Annotated in this window: 19 protein-coding genes and 1 riboswitch; of the genes, 13 read left to right on the top strand and 6 right to left on the bottom strand. The window is 36.7% G+C overall.

The window, feature by feature from the left end; genetic code table 11:
• Window positions 1-112: 112 nt before the first annotated feature.
• Window positions 113-931, top strand: coding sequence for an STAS domain-containing protein (locus BMY57_RS04230; protein WP_091772784.1), 819 nt, complete (start codon window positions 113-115; stop codon window positions 929-931).
• A gap of 22 nt (window positions 932-953) precedes the next feature.
• Here BMY57_RS04230 and BMY57_RS04225 read toward each other — a convergent pair whose 3' ends face one another.
• Complete coding sequence (locus tag BMY57_RS04225) at window positions 954-1826, bottom strand: GNAT family N-acetyltransferase (RefSeq protein WP_175615244.1); 873 nt, start codon at window positions 1824-1826, stop codon at window positions 954-956.
• A 29-nt stretch (window positions 1827-1855) separates the two neighbouring features.
• A complete protein-coding gene (locus BMY57_RS04220) occupies window positions 1856-2158 on the bottom strand; it encodes a DUF5316 domain-containing protein (RefSeq protein ID WP_091772782.1) in 303 nt (100 codons plus the stop codon).
• A 142-nt stretch (window positions 2159-2300) separates the two neighbouring features.
• Between BMY57_RS04220 and BMY57_RS04215 the strand changes: the two genes are divergently transcribed.
• From BMY57_RS04215 to BMY57_RS04180, 8 genes are all read left to right on the top strand, one after another.
• A complete protein-coding gene (locus BMY57_RS04215; protein ID WP_175615245.1) occupies window positions 2301-2777 on the top strand; it encodes a nucleoside deaminase in 477 nt (158 codons plus the stop codon).
• 102 nt (window positions 2778-2879) lie between these two features.
• Window positions 2880-3404 carry a GrpB family protein gene (locus tag BMY57_RS04210; RefSeq protein ID WP_091772780.1) on the top strand — a complete coding sequence of 175 codons (525 nt, stop codon included), beginning with the start codon at window positions 2880-2882 and terminating at the stop codon, window positions 3402-3404.
• 218 nt (window positions 3405-3622) lie between these two features.
• Window positions 3623-4390, top strand: coding sequence for a transporter substrate-binding domain-containing protein (locus BMY57_RS04205; RefSeq protein ID WP_091772779.1), 768 nt, complete (start codon window positions 3623-3625; stop codon window positions 4388-4390).
• 92 nt (window positions 4391-4482) lie between these two features.
• Complete coding sequence (locus BMY57_RS04200) at window positions 4483-5133, top strand: amino acid ABC transporter permease (RefSeq protein WP_091772778.1); 651 nt, start codon at window positions 4483-4485, stop codon at window positions 5131-5133.
• Window positions 5130-5855 carry an amino acid ABC transporter ATP-binding protein gene (locus BMY57_RS04195; RefSeq protein ID WP_091772777.1) on the top strand — a complete coding sequence of 242 codons (726 nt, stop codon included), beginning with the start codon at window positions 5130-5132 and terminating at the stop codon, window positions 5853-5855. Before BMY57_RS04200 ends, BMY57_RS04195 begins: the two co-directional genes overlap by 4 nt.
• Window positions 5856-6025: 170 nt before the next feature.
• Window positions 6026-6799, top strand: a complete 774-nt coding sequence (locus BMY57_RS04190; RefSeq protein ID WP_091772776.1) for a MerR family transcriptional regulator — start codon at window positions 6026-6028, stop codon at window positions 6797-6799.
• Window positions 6783-7679: a DUF2268 domain-containing putative Zn-dependent protease gene (locus tag BMY57_RS04185; protein WP_091772775.1), complete on the top strand. Its 897-nt coding sequence runs from the start codon at window positions 6783-6785 to the stop codon at window positions 7677-7679. Before BMY57_RS04190 ends, BMY57_RS04185 begins: the two co-directional genes overlap by 17 nt.
• Window positions 7680-7806: 127 nt before the next feature.
• The gene (locus BMY57_RS04180; RefSeq protein ID WP_256205236.1) at window positions 7807-9135 is read left to right on the top strand and encodes an ISL3 family transposase; all 1329 of its coding nucleotides are present in this window, start codon (window positions 7807-7809) and stop codon (window positions 9133-9135) included.
• Window positions 9136-9176: 41 nt separating this feature from the next.
• On the opposite strand, the gene BMY57_RS04175 is transcribed toward BMY57_RS04180, so the two are convergent.
• Together BMY57_RS04175 and BMY57_RS04170 are read right to left on the bottom strand one after the other, a co-directional pair.
• Entirely contained in the window at window positions 9177-9587 is a 411-nt protein-coding gene (locus tag BMY57_RS04175; RefSeq protein ID WP_091772773.1) for a helix-hairpin-helix domain-containing protein, read from the bottom strand.
• Between the two features lie 196 nt (window positions 9588-9783).
• The gene (locus BMY57_RS04170; protein WP_091772772.1) at window positions 9784-10875 is read right to left on the bottom strand and encodes a citrate/2-methylcitrate synthase; all 1092 of its coding nucleotides are present in this window, start codon (window positions 10873-10875) and stop codon (window positions 9784-9786) included.
• A 125-nt stretch (window positions 10876-11000) separates the two neighbouring features.
• Here BMY57_RS04170 and BMY57_RS04165 point away from each other — a divergent pair, with 125 nt between their 5' ends.
• Window positions 11001-11867 (top strand): LysR family transcriptional regulator, encoded by an 867-nt coding sequence (locus tag BMY57_RS04165; protein WP_246247403.1) that lies wholly within the window; start codon window positions 11001-11003, stop codon window positions 11865-11867.
• Window positions 11868-11897: 30 nt separating this feature from the next.
• Here the strand turns inward: BMY57_RS04165 and BMY57_RS04160 are convergent, their stop codons facing one another.
• Window positions 11898-12260, bottom strand: a complete 363-nt coding sequence (locus tag BMY57_RS04160; RefSeq protein ID WP_091772770.1) for a nuclear transport factor 2 family protein — start codon at window positions 12258-12260, stop codon at window positions 11898-11900.
• 212 nt (window positions 12261-12472) lie between these two features.
• Window positions 12473-13090 carry an alpha/beta family hydrolase gene (locus BMY57_RS04155; RefSeq protein ID WP_091772769.1) on the bottom strand — a complete coding sequence of 206 codons (618 nt, stop codon included), beginning with the start codon at window positions 13088-13090 and terminating at the stop codon, window positions 12473-12475.
• A gap of 125 nt (window positions 13091-13215) precedes the next feature.
• Between BMY57_RS04155 and BMY57_RS04150 the strand changes: the two genes are divergently transcribed.
• From BMY57_RS04150 to BMY57_RS04140, 3 genes are all read left to right on the top strand, one after another.
• Window positions 13216-14169 carry an MBL fold metallo-hydrolase gene (locus BMY57_RS04150; protein ID WP_091772768.1) on the top strand — a complete coding sequence of 318 codons (954 nt, stop codon included), beginning with the start codon at window positions 13216-13218 and terminating at the stop codon, window positions 14167-14169.
• A gap of 155 nt (window positions 14170-14324) precedes the next feature.
• Window positions 14325-14438: riboswitch (SAM riboswitch) on the top strand.
• An 88-nt stretch (window positions 14439-14526) separates the two neighbouring features.
• Window positions 14527-15543 (top strand): methionine ABC transporter ATP-binding protein, encoded by a 1017-nt coding sequence (locus tag BMY57_RS04145; RefSeq protein WP_091772767.1) that lies wholly within the window; start codon window positions 14527-14529, stop codon window positions 15541-15543.
• Window positions 15533-16195 carry a methionine ABC transporter permease gene (locus BMY57_RS04140; RefSeq protein ID WP_091772766.1) on the top strand — a complete coding sequence of 221 codons (663 nt, stop codon included), beginning with the start codon at window positions 15533-15535 and terminating at the stop codon, window positions 16193-16195. Before BMY57_RS04145 ends, BMY57_RS04140 begins: the two co-directional genes overlap by 11 nt.
• Window positions 16196-16203: the final 8 nt, after the last annotated feature.

The raw sequence follows: 16203 nt of genomic DNA, 5'->3' as shown, positions 1-16203 counted from the left end.
ACATTTGTCTTGAGGAGTAAATTTTTCTAAGTCTTAGGTCTGATAATTTTCATAATTCTATTTGTGTGTTAACTTATAATAAACTATAAGTCTAAAATAAGGTGGCTAATGAATGGGAGAACATAATCATTCGAACTACGAGGATCTTAAACTCATCAGTGATCAATTAGAAAAACGAAAATATGATTTGGCGAAGAAAATGGGCACTGATGAAGAGGTTACAGAAGAGCGTCTAGAAATCAGAGCTCAACTTGTAGGTTTTTTCGCTAAAGCTTGTACACCTGATTTTAAAGATAGCTTAGAACAAATTTCTAAGTGGGGTAAAAATACTGGTGACTGGGCGATAGAACGTGGGACGGATTTAAGTGATACGTTAGAAAAAGTATCATGTTTACGTTTAACCGTTTGGAAAGAGATTGAAGGGATTGCTTTAGAACAAGGTTTTTCAACTAAAACTATTTTTGAACTTATCCATAGGTTAGACCCATTATTAGATCAAGGAATCCATTCTTTTACATTAGCTTTTATAGAACAATATAAAACAAGAATCCAAGAAGCACATGATAACTTCTTAGTATTGTCTGCTCCTGTCGTTCCTCTAGGTAACGGAACTGCTGTATTACCTGTGGTTGGTAATATAGACACAGAAAGAGCTGAAATTTTACTAGATACAGCTTTAACAGAAGCAAATCGCCAAAGCCTATCTCAAATTTTTATTGATTTATCAGCAGTCCCAGTGATCGATACGATGGTCGCAAGCCATATATTTAAAATTGTAGAATCTATGGAACTAGTTGGAACGCATGCGGTATTAGTAGGAATAAGGCCAGAAGTTGCCCAGACTATGGTCAATCTCGGCGTGCGTTTCAAATCGGTTGAAACTCATAACACACTCAACCAAGCATTAATGCGAAAACGAATTTTTAATTAAAAAGTCCCTAGTTGGCTAATGGCTAACTAGGGATTACTTCGTAAGAATAGTTAATCATAGTTTCTTTAAAACCTAATGTCTCATAAAGTTTTATTGCGCTTGTGTTGTCAAGGTCAACAGCTAGAAAAACTTTTTCATTTGAGTTGTGCTTAGATTGAATTAATACATATTTTATAAGGTCGGAGGCAATACCTTGTCTCCTAGCAATAGGATTCACTGCGACATCTTCTAATCTAACAAAATTAGTTCCGTCAACATCATCCCATAGTATAGCTCCCATTAGTTGCTCACCATGTTCAATCAAAGCCGACTCCATCCCAAACTCATTTAACTCGTGCTGTAACCTTTCCTCGGCATTTTCCCAATTAAAAGCTTCTTTAAATAGTTCTGCTACTTTTGGTAACATTTTTTGGTCAGTAGGGAGAATGGGATGTTTAATCGAATAGGGTTGAATGTTTCTAAGATTAAATTGCATTTCCAACTGTTGGTGTGTACGTTTCCAACCAAGTCGTTGAAGGGCAGAGTTTGTGATTTGGTTTTTAGATGGAGTTGTGATCATCAGCCTAGAAAAAGTAGCTTGCTCTCGCAGCATTTCTAATATTTCGCTTACATTGTGTTCTGAATGTTCTTTCTCAGTAAATACAGGGCCAATGACATAGGCTTCATCATCACCGGGTTCAAATAAATATCCAGTAAACCCAATCGGATTCTCGTCACGTTCAATGATGAAGACGCAATTTTCAAGCGTATGATCATACTCAGCTATTTCAGCTTTTAGTACGTCCAAACTTTCAACTCTAGGATATCCAATCCACTGTTTTTCATTATCATAACTTAATACACATAAATCATGAATAAATTTATAATCTTGTTTATTAGGTTGTCTAGTTTTCATATTTTCCTCCGTATTTGGCCTATGTGCCATTATGTTGACATTCCTACAAAGAATAACGTAAATATCGCCACTACAATATTTGGCGCACCAAAGGTAAGTAGTTTTAACATAAATTGATGTCGGTTTTCGCGAAATTCTTTCGGCTCAGAATGGTAATTGGCTCTATTGCGGTCGCCACTTATAAAAGCTCCAGATAGAATGCCTCCAAATAATAAAGATCCCAACCCAGCAATGCCAGTAATAGAAAATGCTATATCCCAGTTATTAGTTACAAAACTAATGATGAGTGCCAAAAGAGCTACTGTCATTCCACTATATAAATAAGGCTTCAAATAATCACTCCTTAAATATTTGAAGTAAGAATATCTTCAATCAATCCCTCATGAGGTATGTAACCTTAATTTTTCAGATAATTATAAACATTGTATAATGTAAACAAACTATTAGCAAATCATGGAAAATGAGGTGTTGTTTTTGGATATTAGACTGTTCAATCATGAAAGTTATATGAAAGAGGCTTTGAAGGAAGCGGAAAAGGCTGGTGAGCGAGGAGATCTACCGATTGGTGCAGTGATTGTGCATGAAGGCAATATCATAGCGCGTGGTTCGAATCATATAGAGACGACTAATCATAATACGGCTCATGCTGAAATCGATGCTATTAATCAAGCTTCAAGTTACTTAAGAAAGCATGCAAGGGAATGTGTTATTTATTCGACGGTTGAGCCATGCGTCATGTGTTTACCTACCATTGTGATGGCTAATATTCGTCATATAGTTTTTGCGACAAAGGATCATTATATGGATACTGAATCATTAATTGAGAGTCATGATTATTTGAAGAAGCGCGTTCATACTTATATAGGTGGAATTCTTGAAGAAGAATCATTAAAGGTTATGGAGGAATATAACCCCAAGGCAGCTCGTGTGGTAAGAGGCGAATTTGTTTAGTTTTTGCAATTCTATTATACCATATTTTAGAAGAAAAAATTAGACTACTATTTGGCGCTAGAACCATTTACGATTGAGGAACACCATTATAGGAGGGGTTCTGTGTTAGGTTTACAAAAAGGTGAAGTGAAATTAGTTCCACACAACCCAGAATGGATAAAACAGTTTAATCAGGAAAAGGAATTACTAGAATCGCTAATTGGAGATTATATTTTAGGTATTGAACACATTGGAAGTACAGCAATTGAAGAGATTCATGCGAAACCGATTATTGACATCATGATTGGCTTAAAGCCATTAAATAATGCTAGAGATATAAGTTTAAGAACAATGCAAAAAGCTGGTTATTACCGTCTGAGAAAGCAAACTGTAGAAAATAAAGTTATTTTTGCGAAGTTTACTGCACTAGATTCAAATCGCCCTTTAAAAACTCACTATTTACATATGGTTGAATACGAGGGAGATTGGTGGAAGGAACATATCGCATTTCGTGACCGATTAAATGCAGAACCAAATCTAGCAAAAGAATATGAATCCCTTAAATTAGATTTAGCGAGCCAATATCAAGATGATGTTATGGCTTATGCAGAGCAAAAACTTCGCTTTATAAAATGTGTTATACAGTAGTATGCTTCTTTAAATCCTTCCAAGTAAATCTGGAAGGATTTTAAGTTTAATCGCTTATTTATAAGTTATTGTAAAAACAAGAGAGTTCTAGTGGTTATTTAGGGGCTAAATATAATTTTATAGGATTTAATCAAGAAAAATCTGAATTTAATAAAAATTTAAAACGTGAGACAATATATTATTAGTAAGATTAATTTTTTCGGGGGGTAATTTTTTAAATGAAGAAGATAATGTTGTTAGTGACGGCAGCATTCACCATAATGGTACTAGCTGCATGTGGTACATCAGGTGGGAGTGGTGATGGTAATACATATACAGTAGCTACAGATGCTAACTTCCAGCCGTTTGAGTATAAAAACCCAGATACAGGCGAAATGGAAGGGTTCGATATTGAGCTAATAGAAGCGATTGCGGAAGACCAAGGTTTCGAAGTTGAATTCGAAACTATGGAGTTTGATGGTTTACTAGGTTCTATGAGATCAGGTAAACATGATATTGGAATTGCAGGGATTTCAATTACAGAAGAACGTAAAGGATTCATTGATTTCTCAGACGCTTATTATGATTCGGGGTTAATTTTAGCAGTTCCCGTTGATTCTGATATCGAGTCAATTGACGATGTTTCTGGTTTAAATGTTGGGGCTCGTCAAGGCTCGACGAGTGAAGAATATTTATTAGATAATACAGAAGCTGAAGTGACAGCTTATCCAGAAATTGTAACAGCCTATATGAATTTAGAGCGAGGCCGTTTAGATGCCGTTTTATATGATTTGCCTAACGTGCAGTATTACATTAAAGAAAATGCAGCTGATAGCCTTAAAACCGTTGGCGATGTCATGGAAGGGCAACCATATGGAATCGCTCTACCAAAAGATGATAATCCTGAACTATTAGAATCAATTAACGAAGGTTTAGCAAATATTAAAGAAAACGGAACATACGATGAAATTTATGAGAAGTGGTTCGGTGAAGCGCCACCACAATAAGAGTTAATATAATAGCATCCATGAAAAACTAGAAATCATGCGTAACAAGTACTTCCTTGTTACGCTATTTTTAAAGGGGAGATCTAACAAGAATGATAGAAAACTTTTTAGATTCAGCATATGTAAAATCATTACCATATTTGTGGGAAGGCATTCAACTAACATTATATATTACGATAGTAGGTCTATTATTAGGGTTTATATTGGGAGCAATAACTGGACTTGGTCGCCTATCTAAAGTGGCGATATTTCGAGGGATTAGTACCGTTTATGTCGAGGTTGTCAGAGGGACACCGATTCTAGCTCAAGTGCTATTTATTTACTATGGTTTAACAGCCGTAAATATCGGTGAGCTGACAGCTGCTATTATTGCGATTATGATGAACGCAGGTGCGTATATAGCTGAGATTGTTCGAGGGGCCGTTTACTCTATTGATAAAGGGCAACATGAAGCGGGTCGTGCGATTGGTCTGACCGAACGACAGACGATGCGTTATATTGTTTGGCCACAAGCGTTCAAACGGATGATACCACCTTTAGGGAATCAATTTATAATAAGTTTAAAAGATACATCTTTATTTTCAGTTATCGCAGTTGGAGAAGTTCTCTATATGGCAAAACAGTACTATAATACAACATTTGAGATTTTTGAAACGTTAATTATGGTTTGTATTTTCTATTTACTCATTACTATTCCAACATCGATAATCTTGCGTAGAGTAGAAAGGAAGCTTGATGTATGATAACAGTTAAAGACTTGCATAAATCGTTTGGTGAACTAGAGGTGTTAAAGGGAATTGATGCCCAAATAAAAGAGCAAGAAGTGGTCTGCGTTATTGGCCCTTCAGGTTCAGGTAAAAGTACGTTTTTACGTTGTTTGAATTTGTTAGAAGATGTAACGTCTGGTGAGATAGAAATTGATGGGCAACAATTAACAGACCCGCGCATTGATATTAACGAAGTACGTTCACAAGTTGGTATGGTGTTTCAACATTTTAATTTATTTCCACATAAAACAGTATTAGAGAATATAACACTTGGTCCTATTAAGGTTAAAGGGGTCAGTGAAGGCGAAGCAAAAGAAATCGGTCAGTCGTTATTGAAAAAGGTCGGCTTAGCAGATAAAGAGAATGCGTATCCTGACAGTTTATCTGGTGGACAAAAACAGCGTGTCGCAATTGCTAGATCATTAGCTATGGATCCAAAGGTTATGCTGTTTGATGAACCGACTTCAGCTCTAGATCCTGAGTTAGTTGGTGACGTATTAGAAGTTATGAAGGATTTAGCGCAAGAAGGTATGACGATGGTTGTGGTGACGCACGAAATGGGATTCGCTAAAGAGGTGGGAGATCGTGTCTTCTTTATGGATGAAGGCGTTATTATGGAAGAAGGAGATCCAGTACAAATCTTCGATAACCCTCAAAATCCACGTACACAATCATTCCTTAGTAAAATTTTATCGTAAATCGGATAATAGTGTGGAATTCTTATAAACCCTCATAATTGCTCACAAAAAAGCTCTTCATTTAAAAATAAGTATTTCAATACAAAATCCCTTTTCATAAAGTATCTTCTTTCTATTGACTCTAACGTAACGTAATACTCTATAGTGGTAATTGAAGGAGGTGCAAAGTGATGGATATGAAGGTAAAAGAAGTGGCAGAATTGGTTGGTGTTAGTATTCGTACACTTCATCATTATGATCAGATTGGATTGTTGACCCCAAAAGAAATCACTGATTCTGGTTATCGACTCTATTCAGAAGAAAACCTTGAAACATTACAACAAATTTTATTTTTCAAGGAACTTGGATTCACCTTAAAGGAAATTAAAAAGATTATTAACAGCCCTTTATTTAACCGACAAGAAGCATTGATTTTACAACGAAAAATGTTGATTGAGAAACGAAAAAAAGTCGATAAAATGATTGAAACCATTGATAAGACGATTAAACATATGGCGGGAGAAATACAAATGACGAATGAAGAGAGGTTTGAGGGAATTAACGTTGGATTCAACCAATTTGAAGAAGAGGCTCGTCGCCGTTGGGGAAATCAATCTATTGATGAGATAAACGCAAAACTAAAGGGAATGTCCAAAGATGAACAAAATGATTTATCTGATAGATGGGATATGATCTTCAATAAACTTGCATGCCTTCGTAATCAATCCCCCGAATCCCAAGAGGTACAAGCAACAATTAAACAATGGTATGACTTTTTAAATGAAAATTTTAGTAAGTACTCTCTTGATGCCTTTTATGGATTAGGTCAACTTTATATTAATGATGAACGTTTCACAAAAAATATAGATCAGTATGGTGAGGGTTTAGCAAAACTCATGAGTGAGGCGATGGAGGTCTTTACGAATAATCAAATAAGAGGTGGTAGCAATGAAAATAATAATTGAGGATACAATTGAACAATACGATAAATTGTTTTCAATGGAAGAAGATAAAGAAAATTTTTATCGGTACTCAATGATGAAGCCTTTTGAAAAGATGTGGAATATGATTAATGTTCCATTAAAGGCTAAGCAACCTAATGGGTATGATGTAATAATGGCTACAAATATGCTTGGCTATCTTAATGTATCAGATACTCAAACTGGAAGACAAGCATTAGAAAGTTTAAAAGAAATTCAGGCTCTTCAAACAGCACATAGCACTTTGAATCATTGTATTGATTTTATTGAAAAAAATAATATAAATATTAATGCTGATGAATTGAGATTTGGTATGTATATAGCTGACCCGAAGAAGCTCGAATTACAAAAAGGTTATTGTGGTTTTGGAGGAATTCCAGGGTTTATTCAAGTATCTATTTACCCAAACTCCTATAATATTCCAAGGATTCCTGCTGTAATTGCACATGAATTCCATCATAATATCCGTTTTTCATATTTTGATTGGGATCATGGAGACGTTACCGTTGGTGATTACTTAATTATAGAGGGTTTAGCTGAGTCATTTGCAAAAGAACTTTATGGAGAAGATCTTTTAGGACCTTGGGTTACTTCTTTTGATAAAGAGGACTTAGAATATTCAAAAGAAGTTATAAAGGATGCTTTAGATATTAAAGGGTTTGCTGAGGTCAGCAGTTATATGTTTGGTGATACCATTGCAAAGGAACAAGGCTATCAACCTGTTGGCTTATCACCATTTGCTGGTTATGCAGTAGGCTACCATGCAGTGCAGTCTTTCATGGAAACCAATAATGTGGGGATAGAAGAAGCTACCTTACTTGGCACAGATGAAATACTAAGCAATTGTGGACTGTTTTCTAAATAACCTGTTTGTACTAATGAAGGCATTACTGTGATAGCTAAGTAATGCCTTTCTTATTTAACTGCAATTCATATGATTTTCTTATTAAATGCTCAATAAAACAAAGGGAAATGAAATAATGACAACTAATATGCTCAATCTACCAAGTTTTAAGATTATTGATATGAAGGAGAGTGAATATGATTATAGGTTCTTAGTTGAGACTACATTGCCACCTCCTTCTTATTGCCCAAAATGTGGTACGGTTGCTAATCTATATAAGCATGGTAAAAAGGAACAATTATTCTTTGATTTGCCGATGCACGCTAAACGAGTTGGCATCTTCGTTAAAAGACAACGTTACAAATGTAATGAGTGTGGGGCTACATTCTTTGAAAGTCTTCCAGATATAGATGAAGGCCGTTCTGTTACCAATAGGCTAATTAATTGGATTCAAGAAGCAAGCCTTGTAAAAACGTTTACCAGTGTTGCAGAAGAGATTGGCGTTGACGAAAAGACTGTACGAAACATCTTTAATGACTACGTTGATGAGCTTGAAGCTCAAACTGATTTTAGAACTCCTAAATGGCTTGGTATTGATGAAGTCCATTTACTTAAAAACTATCGTTGTGTCATCACAGATGTTGAAAACAAGTCAGTAATTGACATCTTACGCAAACGCAATAAAGATAATGTTATCAGTTATCTTTCAAAGCTCCAAGACATTGATAAAATTGAACTTGTAGCAATGGATATGTGGAATCCTTATAAGAGTGCTGTTAACACAGTGATACCACATGCCAAAATCGTAATTGACAAATTCCATGTCGTTAAATTAGCCAATGAAGCCTTAGAGAAAATCCGAAAAGCTAACCGTAAAAATATTACAGCCAAAGAACGTAGACAACTTATGAGAGATCGTTATGTGCTTCTTACAAGGAGTAAAGACTTAACAGACTTTGATGACCAGATAAAGCTACAGGTATGGACTCAGAACTTTCCATTACTCGGACAGGCTTATGAACTCAAAGAGCAATTCTTTGACATCTATGAAGCTGAATCAATCAACGATGCCTATATACTCTATCAAAATTGGGTTTCAAATGTACCTAAAGAATTAATGACTTATTTTGAAGATCTGATTAGGGCTATGAATAATTGGGAAGAAGAAATATTCAACTATTTCAATTCTCCTATTACAAACGCTTATACGGAATCCCTCAATCGTTTAATTAAGACAATGAACCATGTTGGTCGTGGTTATTCTTTTGAAGCCCTTAGAGCAAAGATTTTGTTTACTCAAGGCTATCGTAAAGTTAAAAAGAAAAAGAAATTCAAAGAAGTTGAAGTTACTTTTGGAAAAATGTTACCCGATCAATTCCCAAGTTGGTCACAAACTGGTTATGAATGGGTGTATGAAGAAATTTATGGTGCTGATTTTTCCACACTGTCTAAGGCTATGGAAGAGGGTACTTTTTAACCCTCTTTCCACACTATTTTCCGATTACCCAATTTTATAACCTAAGCTAGCCGATCCATTTTTCGTTGCTCGGTAAAATCAAACCACTGTTTGTCGCTACCGGGGTTGTTGGCATGATGAATCACACAACGGATTTGATCTTCTACACAAGGGTCTATTCGTTCGCCTACAATCTCTTCAAACCAATCGAAAAGGTAGGCGGGATCATAATCTTTAATTTCTTTTAATGAGTAAATATTTAAATAGTGTACAAGGTTATAAGCCATTCGGTAACCGATAGAAGGAATTTGTTGGAATATCGCAAGACCTGTGATGTATTTGGCTCTTTCTAAGGTAACCTGAATGGCTTTTGCTAATTCTTCAGGACGAATTAAATGTAGGTCACCAAGCCTAATTTTGGCCATGCGTAATTTTTGGCGCTCTACTTCGGTAAGGTCTAATTTTGTGGACATGTTACCACCTCGTTTTTTGAAATGACAAAGCTTAATTTTATTTTATCATGAACCACATTGCTCAACATGATAATATGACTCTGAGTCTATCGCCATTCTTCTATCATTACCTATATTATCCTTTTTTCCCGTTTTAACACGAAAATAACCGAAATTAAGTTATTTAACCAAATAAAAACCCCTTAGGAAAAAGGGGTTAAAAAGTTGTCGGAACAGGACCAATATATTCAGCATTTGGTCTAAATATCGTATTGTTAGAACGTTGCTCCATAACGTGGGCAGACCAACCCACTATTCGACTCGCGGTAAATGTGGCAGTGAATAGTGACGAATCAATGTTTAATGCTTTCATGACAGCTGCCGCATAATACTCAACATTTGTGTAAAGATTGCGTCCAGGCTTTAATTCTTCTAGTGTTTGAATCGCAATGTCCTCAAGCTCCAAAGCTAAGCTAAACCATTGATCTGCTTTTGGGTTTTGCTGGAGGATTTCTTTTAAGGCCTCTGCTCGAGGGTCGAGTGTTTTATAAACACGGTGGCCGAATCCCATTAGCTTTTCCCCGCGTTCCATTTTTTCACGAATCATCGATTTAATATTGTTGGAATGAGAAGCATCATTTAATAGCTCTATGACACCAGTTGGAGCCCCGCCGTGTAGTGGGCCTTTCATGGTTCCAATGGCAGATGTCATAGATGATGCGAGATCAGACTCTGATGAAGCTGTTACTCGTGCTGAAAAGGTCGAAGCGTTTAATCCGTGTTCCATCGTTAAAATCATATAAGTTTCAAGTGCGTGAGTGAGTTCTGGTTTTGGGTCAATACCAGTCGCCATGTAGTAATAATAAGCGACGTGGTTAAGGTCTTGGCGAATAGTTGGGAATTTTTTCGTACCTAGACTGTGTAATCGGTAAGCGATGATGGCTGGTATGATGGCAGTTAATCGAATAGCGTCTTCCACCGTCGGGATCTCTGGTGAGTTCAAATGTACAGATGAGATACTTGTACGTAAGACGTCGAGTATTCCCAATTCTTTAGGTAAGTTTTCAATGATGTTTTTCATATAGTGAGGAAGGTTGCGATGCGTTTTAAACTTTTCTTCAATCCACTGTAGTTCAGACTCATTCGGTAATGTTCCATACCACAACAAATATGCGACTTCTTCAAACGAGTGATTCATGGATAAATCTCTCGCGTCGTAGCCTGCATAGATGAGCTTACCTCGTTCACCATCGATCATGGATAATGTCGTTTCCGTGCATGTTACGCCTTTAAGTCCTTTATAAATCATGTAAATCCCTCCTTACATTGTCTACTATAATTATATGAGGTATGATTGATTAATAAAATTAAATGTTATTAATTAAATTAATTATGATTATTAATTAAAGGGTGTGAAGTATGGAGTTGTCTTGGATGAAAACCTTCGTAACAGTCGCAGAGACAGGAAATTTCCGTAAGGCATCGGAAAGACTTTATGTTTCCCAACCAACCGTAACGGTTCATGTCAAATCATTGGAGAAGGAACTTGGGGTTACTTTGTTTGAAAGAGGCAAACGTTTTGTCCGTTTAACAGAAGAAGGAAGGGTCTATTTACCGCATGCTCGTCAGTTGTTAAAGTTTCATCAAGATGGGTTAAACAATATTCAGTCTTACACACAAGGATATAGAAAGAGCTTGAAACTAGCGATTTCTCCACTCATTGCTGATACGATTATGCCTTTTGTTTTGAAAAAATATTTAGAAGAGAACCCAGAGGTCGAAATTTCCGTGGAAATTATGGAGTCTAATCAAATTGAACAAGCTGTCCTTAAAGAGGACGTGGATCTAGGGTTTACGTTACTTGAAACGAGACAAAGTTTATTGCATCAAGAGAAGTTGTATGATGATCCTGTAGTTTTCTGTGTCCCGCATGATGGATTAGATGCAGAAATAGCTCCCGCCTTCGAAGTTGAACAGTTATTAGAAGAGTATTACTTACTAACGCATAACCATCCCGTGTACTGGGATTCGTTGCTTACGCAAATTAAAGCTACATACCCCAAAACGAAAACGATGAAAGTGTCGCAAAACCATATTACGAAACGGTTCATTATTAGTGGACTTGGCGTGTCTTTTCTACCTAAATCAACCATACGCAGGGAAGTGTTAGAAGGAAGAATCCTTCAGATTGAAACCCCTCATCTAAACCTTCCTAATGTAAGTGCTTATGCTGTAACCAAATACCATCACAGTTTAGAGGTTGATTTTATCCAATTCGTTTCACAGTTTCATTTTCAATGAAAAATCCCGCCTCAGCGGGATTTTGCCATTTTAATTCATTTCAACAACATAAGAGGTTAGCTCTTTTATTTTTCCAGATTTATGACTACTCAATCTATAAACGTCACAAAAGCCAAACTTTTTATGTTCGCCTTCTTTCGTTGTGAACGTAATGACGCCATTAACGGATGCAGCAGTCCCATGAGTGATCGTATTATAAATGGTTAACTTAAACGTGTCGTTCGTTTTGACACCACCTAGTGCTTCACGAAGGGCCTCTTTACCTACAATCATATCGTCACCAACCATTTCCCACCGAACATCATCTGTTACACTATCTAGAATAAAATCCACATCACCTGTCATAAACGCCTGATTGAATTCTTCGAAAAATTTCTGCCGTTCAGTTGCCATACGATCACTCCTTTTCGAAATTTTTTTATTATTTAAGTTTAATCTCCGGAGAGGACTATCGTCAAATGAAAGAATTCATTATCTAATTTTTAGCGTTTATTCTCTAAATCTAAGAATTTATTATCCATTTTTTCAGATTTATTATCTAAATTTAAAAACTTATTCTCTATTTTTAAGGATTTATTATCTTAAAATCTATTTTTATTATCTAATTAACAAAGAATATGATCCAATTGATTCAAGTAATCTTTTAAAACATCTATGGAATGCGAGGGGTGTTGATCTTTTAGCTCTAAGCCATGGTTGGCACCTTTTATTAAAGTTAATCTCAAGCTAGAGTTATCTTTAATATCGTTAAATCGATCTTCGATATAACAGGGGTCTTCATCGCCAATTACAATAAGCCCTCTGTAGTCGGTTTCTATTAATTTTTGATAGACATCATCTCGCTGCAGGAGTGGAGTGAGCCAAATAGAATAGCTGGGTTGATATTCATCTATAATATGTGATAATGCTAAGGTTCCAAGTGATTTGGCACAAAAAATAATCTCTTTATAATTAGACACTACTTGATTAATTACCTGGCACACGTCTTGGCTAAATCCGGTCGCCCCTAACGCCTCAAATTCATTTTGAGTATAGGAATAATTGACGTGTAACACATCATAATCTTTTTCTACAAATAAACTTGTTGAATAATAAAGCCACGGTGCTTGTGCAGTGTATCCGGCTCCAGGTAGCACAATCACGAGTTGGTCACTCTTTTGTGTGATTAAAGTGTACTGAATCGTTTTGCCATTCGATTTAACATCCTTTTTTAAAAATTTCATAATCCCCAGCTCCCTTTTAGACAACATTATACTCCATTTTGGAAAATTTTAGAGCCTTTAAAAGAAGGTTTTTTATAATAAAAATAGAAAACAGTTATTGAGAACTTAACAAACAGGAGGTCGCTATGTCACAACCAGTTGATTTAGGAAATGATATGACGTTGATAGATTTGTTTGATTTAGGAATGCCAGAACGGACAGGGTCTTACATTATTCACTCAGAAGAATTAACGATAGTTGAAACAAGTGCTAGTCCGTCTGTGCCTTATTTATTGGAAGGTCTAAAAGATTTAGGGGTTGATCCCAAAGATGTAAAACATATTATTGTGACGCACATTCATTTAGATCATGCAGGGGGTGCTGGACTTTTTCTAGAGCATTGCCCAAATGCGAAGGTGTATGTTCACCCTAAAGGAAAACGTCACTTAGCCGATCCGACAAAGTTAATCGCTGGAGCTCGAGCTGTTTATGGAGATCAGTTTGATGAATTATTCGATCCAATCGTTCCGGTGCCAGAAGACCGGTTAGTTGCGAAAGAGGACGGTGATACATTAGACATTGGTGATAGAGTACTGACGTTTTACGACTCTCCCGGTCATGCAAAGCATCACTTTAGTATCTATGATTCATTAAGTAATGGAATTTTTACAGGAGATACCATTGGAGTCTATTACCCACAAGCAGAAGGGCTTAACTTCGTGTTGCCGTCCACATCACCGAATCAGTTTGACCCTGATGCTATGCTGAATTCACTTAAGAAAATCGAGAACTTAAACGTAGATCAAATTTACTTTGGGCATTACGGACGTTCTCGTGACCCTAAGCATGTTTATGAGCAAATCCGTTTCTGGCTGCCTCGTTTTGTTGAAGTAGGGGAGCAAGTGTTTAAAGAGAAATCGGAAGCTTCATTTGAAGAAAAAACTGTTGCCGTAACAGAGGGTTTGAGCCATATTGTGACAACACATTTGGTAGAACAAAACGTTCCGAGCAATCATAAGGTCTATAAATACTTGAATTTAGACTTGGAAGTATGTGCTATGGGAATCGTGGATTTCCTAACGAAAAAACAAAAGGTATAGGTTACAAGACAAAACTAAAAATTAATTAGACAAATCTTGATATGATCTAGACAATAGGTGGCCCGTAGCAATAAAAATAATGTTAAAAAAATATTGACATCAGATAAAAATCAGATTATTATGGAAAACATCACAAAATAATACGAAACACATTCTTCTTATCCCGAGAGGTGGAGGGACTGGCCCTAAGAAACCTCGGCAGCGGATCTGATTCGATCAGATACTGTGCCAATTCCAGCAAGCACTTATAAGTGTTTGAAAGATAAGAAGAGCTGGGATACATACATGAATGCAACCCTCTCTTCTTATCTTTTTTGGATAAGGGGAGAGGGTTTTTAATGTTTAGGAGGAACTTACATGATTCGTTTTGATCAAGTTACCAAGACATTCGAGCATGAAGGGACATCGTTTAAAGCGGTTGATCAAGTCGATTTGGACATTCAGAAAGGGGAAATCTTTGGAGTTATAGGGTTTAGTGGTGCTGGTAAAAGTACGCTAGTCCGTTTAGTAAACCAATTGGAACGTCCAACTTCAGGTCAAGTCAAGATAGATGGTCAAGACATGTCCCGAGTATCAGCAAGTGAACTTCGAAATATCCGCCGAGATATTGGAATGATTTTTCAACATTTCAACTTACTTGAAACCAAAACCGTATACCATAATATCGCGTTTCCGCTCACGCTTGCAGGTACACCAAAACGTGAAGTCAAAAAACGAGTCGAGGAGATCCTAGAGTTTGTAGGATTAACCGATCGTGCGAACCATTATCCGGATCAATTGTCGGGCGGTCAAAAACAGCGTGTCGGTATTGCGAGAGCACTGGCTACATCACCAAGTATATTATTGTGTGATGAAGCAACATCTGCCCTTGATCCAGAGACAACCAAGTCTATCTTAAAGTTGTTAAAAAAGGTGCGAGATGAATATAACATCACGGTCTTAATTATCACCCACGAGATGAATGTCATTAAGGAAATTTGTGATCGAGTGGCGGTGATGGAGAACGGAAAAGTTGTCGAACATGGATCGATTTTTGACTTATTCTCTCAACCTAAACATCCAACAACACAAAAATTCGTTCAAACCGTGATGAATGACGAAATTCCAGAGTCTATATTAAAAGAAGTTGAGGCCCGTCATATATATCGCGTCACCTTCAGAGACGGTTCGGCAAGTCAACCCGTTTTATCAAATGTGGCCAAACATTTTAATGTAGAGGTGAATGTTTTGTATGGCCAAATTACTGAGTTACAACAAACTCCTTTTGGAAATTTAATCGTTGAGTTACAAGGTGAAGATGAGGAGATTAATAACGCCTTACAACACCTTGAGAAACAAGTCATTATTCAGGAGGTAAAAGCCGATGGACGTTAGTGTTTTAGAGCTATGGCCAAGAATTGTTGAAGCGACGAACGAGACGATATTAATGGTAGGAATTTCGTTATTGTTAGCTTGTTTAATTGGTATTCCATTAGGAATTGCGCTCGTTGTCACACGTGAAAATGGATTAATGGAAAGCGGCCCAGTCTTTAATGTATTAAACGTTATTGTAAATATCTTTCGTTCCATTCCGTTTATTATCTTATTGGTTGCGATATTACCAATTACCAGATTCATAGTCGGAACTTCAATTGGAACGGCAGCTGCCGTAGTGCCATTGGTATTCTTCTCAGCTCCTTTTGTCGCAAGGCTAGTTGAAAGCAGTCTTTTAGAGGTCAATAAAGGAGTGGTTGAAGCGGCTCAAGCTATGGGAGCCACAAACTGGCAAATCATTTTCCGAGTTCTTCTGCCTGAGGCGTTGAGTTCAATCGCCTTAAACTTAACCATTGCCACGATTGGTTTAGTCGGAGCATCTGCAATGGCTGGATTCGTTGGCGGTGGAGGTTTAGGAGACTTAGCTATTTCATATGGTTATCAACGATTTGAGACAGATATCATGATTGCGACAGTGGTTTTACTCGTTGTGATCGTCCAAATCGTTCAAATGATTGGAAATTATTTATCTAAAAAACTACGAAGATTATAACCTAGGGG

This window comes from Piscibacillus halophilus (genome assembly GCF_900110685.1).
Classification (GTDB): domain Bacteria; phylum Bacillota; class Bacilli; order Bacillales; family Alkalibacillaceae; genus Piscibacillus; species Piscibacillus halophilus.
Note: the sequence above shows the minus strand (reverse complement) of the source record. Positions and strands in the feature narration are given on the sequence as shown.

Excerpts from the sequence above, each read along its gene's own strand:
- BMY57_RS04165 (WP_246247403.1), top strand. The coding sequence starts at position 11,001 with ATGAAAACCTTCGTAACAGTCGCAGAGACAGGAAATTTCCGTAAGGCA.
- BMY57_RS04170 (WP_091772772.1), bottom strand. The coding sequence starts at position 10,875 with ATGATTTATAAAGGACTTAAAGGCGTAACATGCACGGAAACGACATTA.
- BMY57_RS04195 (WP_091772777.1), top strand. The coding sequence starts at position 5,130 with ATGATAACAGTTAAAGACTTGCATAAATCGTTTGGTGAACTAGAGGTG.
- BMY57_RS04145 (WP_091772767.1), top strand. The coding sequence starts at position 14,527 with ATGATTCGTTTTGATCAAGTTACCAAGACATTCGAGCATGAAGGGACA.
- BMY57_RS04205 (WP_091772779.1), top strand. The coding sequence starts at position 3,623 with ATGAAGAAGATAATGTTGTTAGTGACGGCAGCATTCACCATAATGGTA.
- BMY57_RS04200 (WP_091772778.1), top strand. The coding sequence starts at position 4,483 with ATGATAGAAAACTTTTTAGATTCAGCATATGTAAAATCATTACCATAT.
- BMY57_RS04190 (WP_091772776.1), top strand. The coding sequence starts at position 6,026 with ATGGATATGAAGGTAAAAGAAGTGGCAGAATTGGTTGGTGTTAGTATT.
- BMY57_RS04180 (WP_256205236.1), top strand. The coding sequence starts at position 7,807 with ATGCTCAATCTACCAAGTTTTAAGATTATTGATATGAAGGAGAGTGAA.
- BMY57_RS04225 (WP_175615244.1), bottom strand. The coding sequence starts at position 1,826 with ATGAAAACTAGACAACCTAATAAACAAGATTATAAATTTATTCATGAT.
- BMY57_RS04230 (WP_091772784.1), top strand. The coding sequence starts at position 113 with ATGGGAGAACATAATCATTCGAACTACGAGGATCTTAAACTCATCAGT.
- BMY57_RS04160 (WP_091772770.1), bottom strand. The coding sequence starts at position 12,260 with ATGGCAACTGAACGGCAGAAATTTTTCGAAGAATTCAATCAGGCGTTT.
- BMY57_RS04185 (WP_091772775.1), top strand. The coding sequence starts at position 6,783 with ATGAAAATAATAATTGAGGATACAATTGAACAATACGATAAATTGTTT.
- BMY57_RS04175 (WP_091772773.1), bottom strand. The coding sequence starts at position 9,587 with ATGTCCACAAAATTAGACCTTACCGAAGTAGAGCGCCAAAAATTACGC.
- BMY57_RS04140 (WP_091772766.1), top strand. The coding sequence starts at position 15,533 with ATGGACGTTAGTGTTTTAGAGCTATGGCCAAGAATTGTTGAAGCGACG.
- BMY57_RS04150 (WP_091772768.1), top strand. The coding sequence starts at position 13,216 with ATGTCACAACCAGTTGATTTAGGAAATGATATGACGTTGATAGATTTG.
- BMY57_RS04155 (WP_091772769.1), bottom strand. The coding sequence starts at position 13,090 with ATGAAATTTTTAAAAAAGGATGTTAAATCGAATGGCAAAACGATTCAG.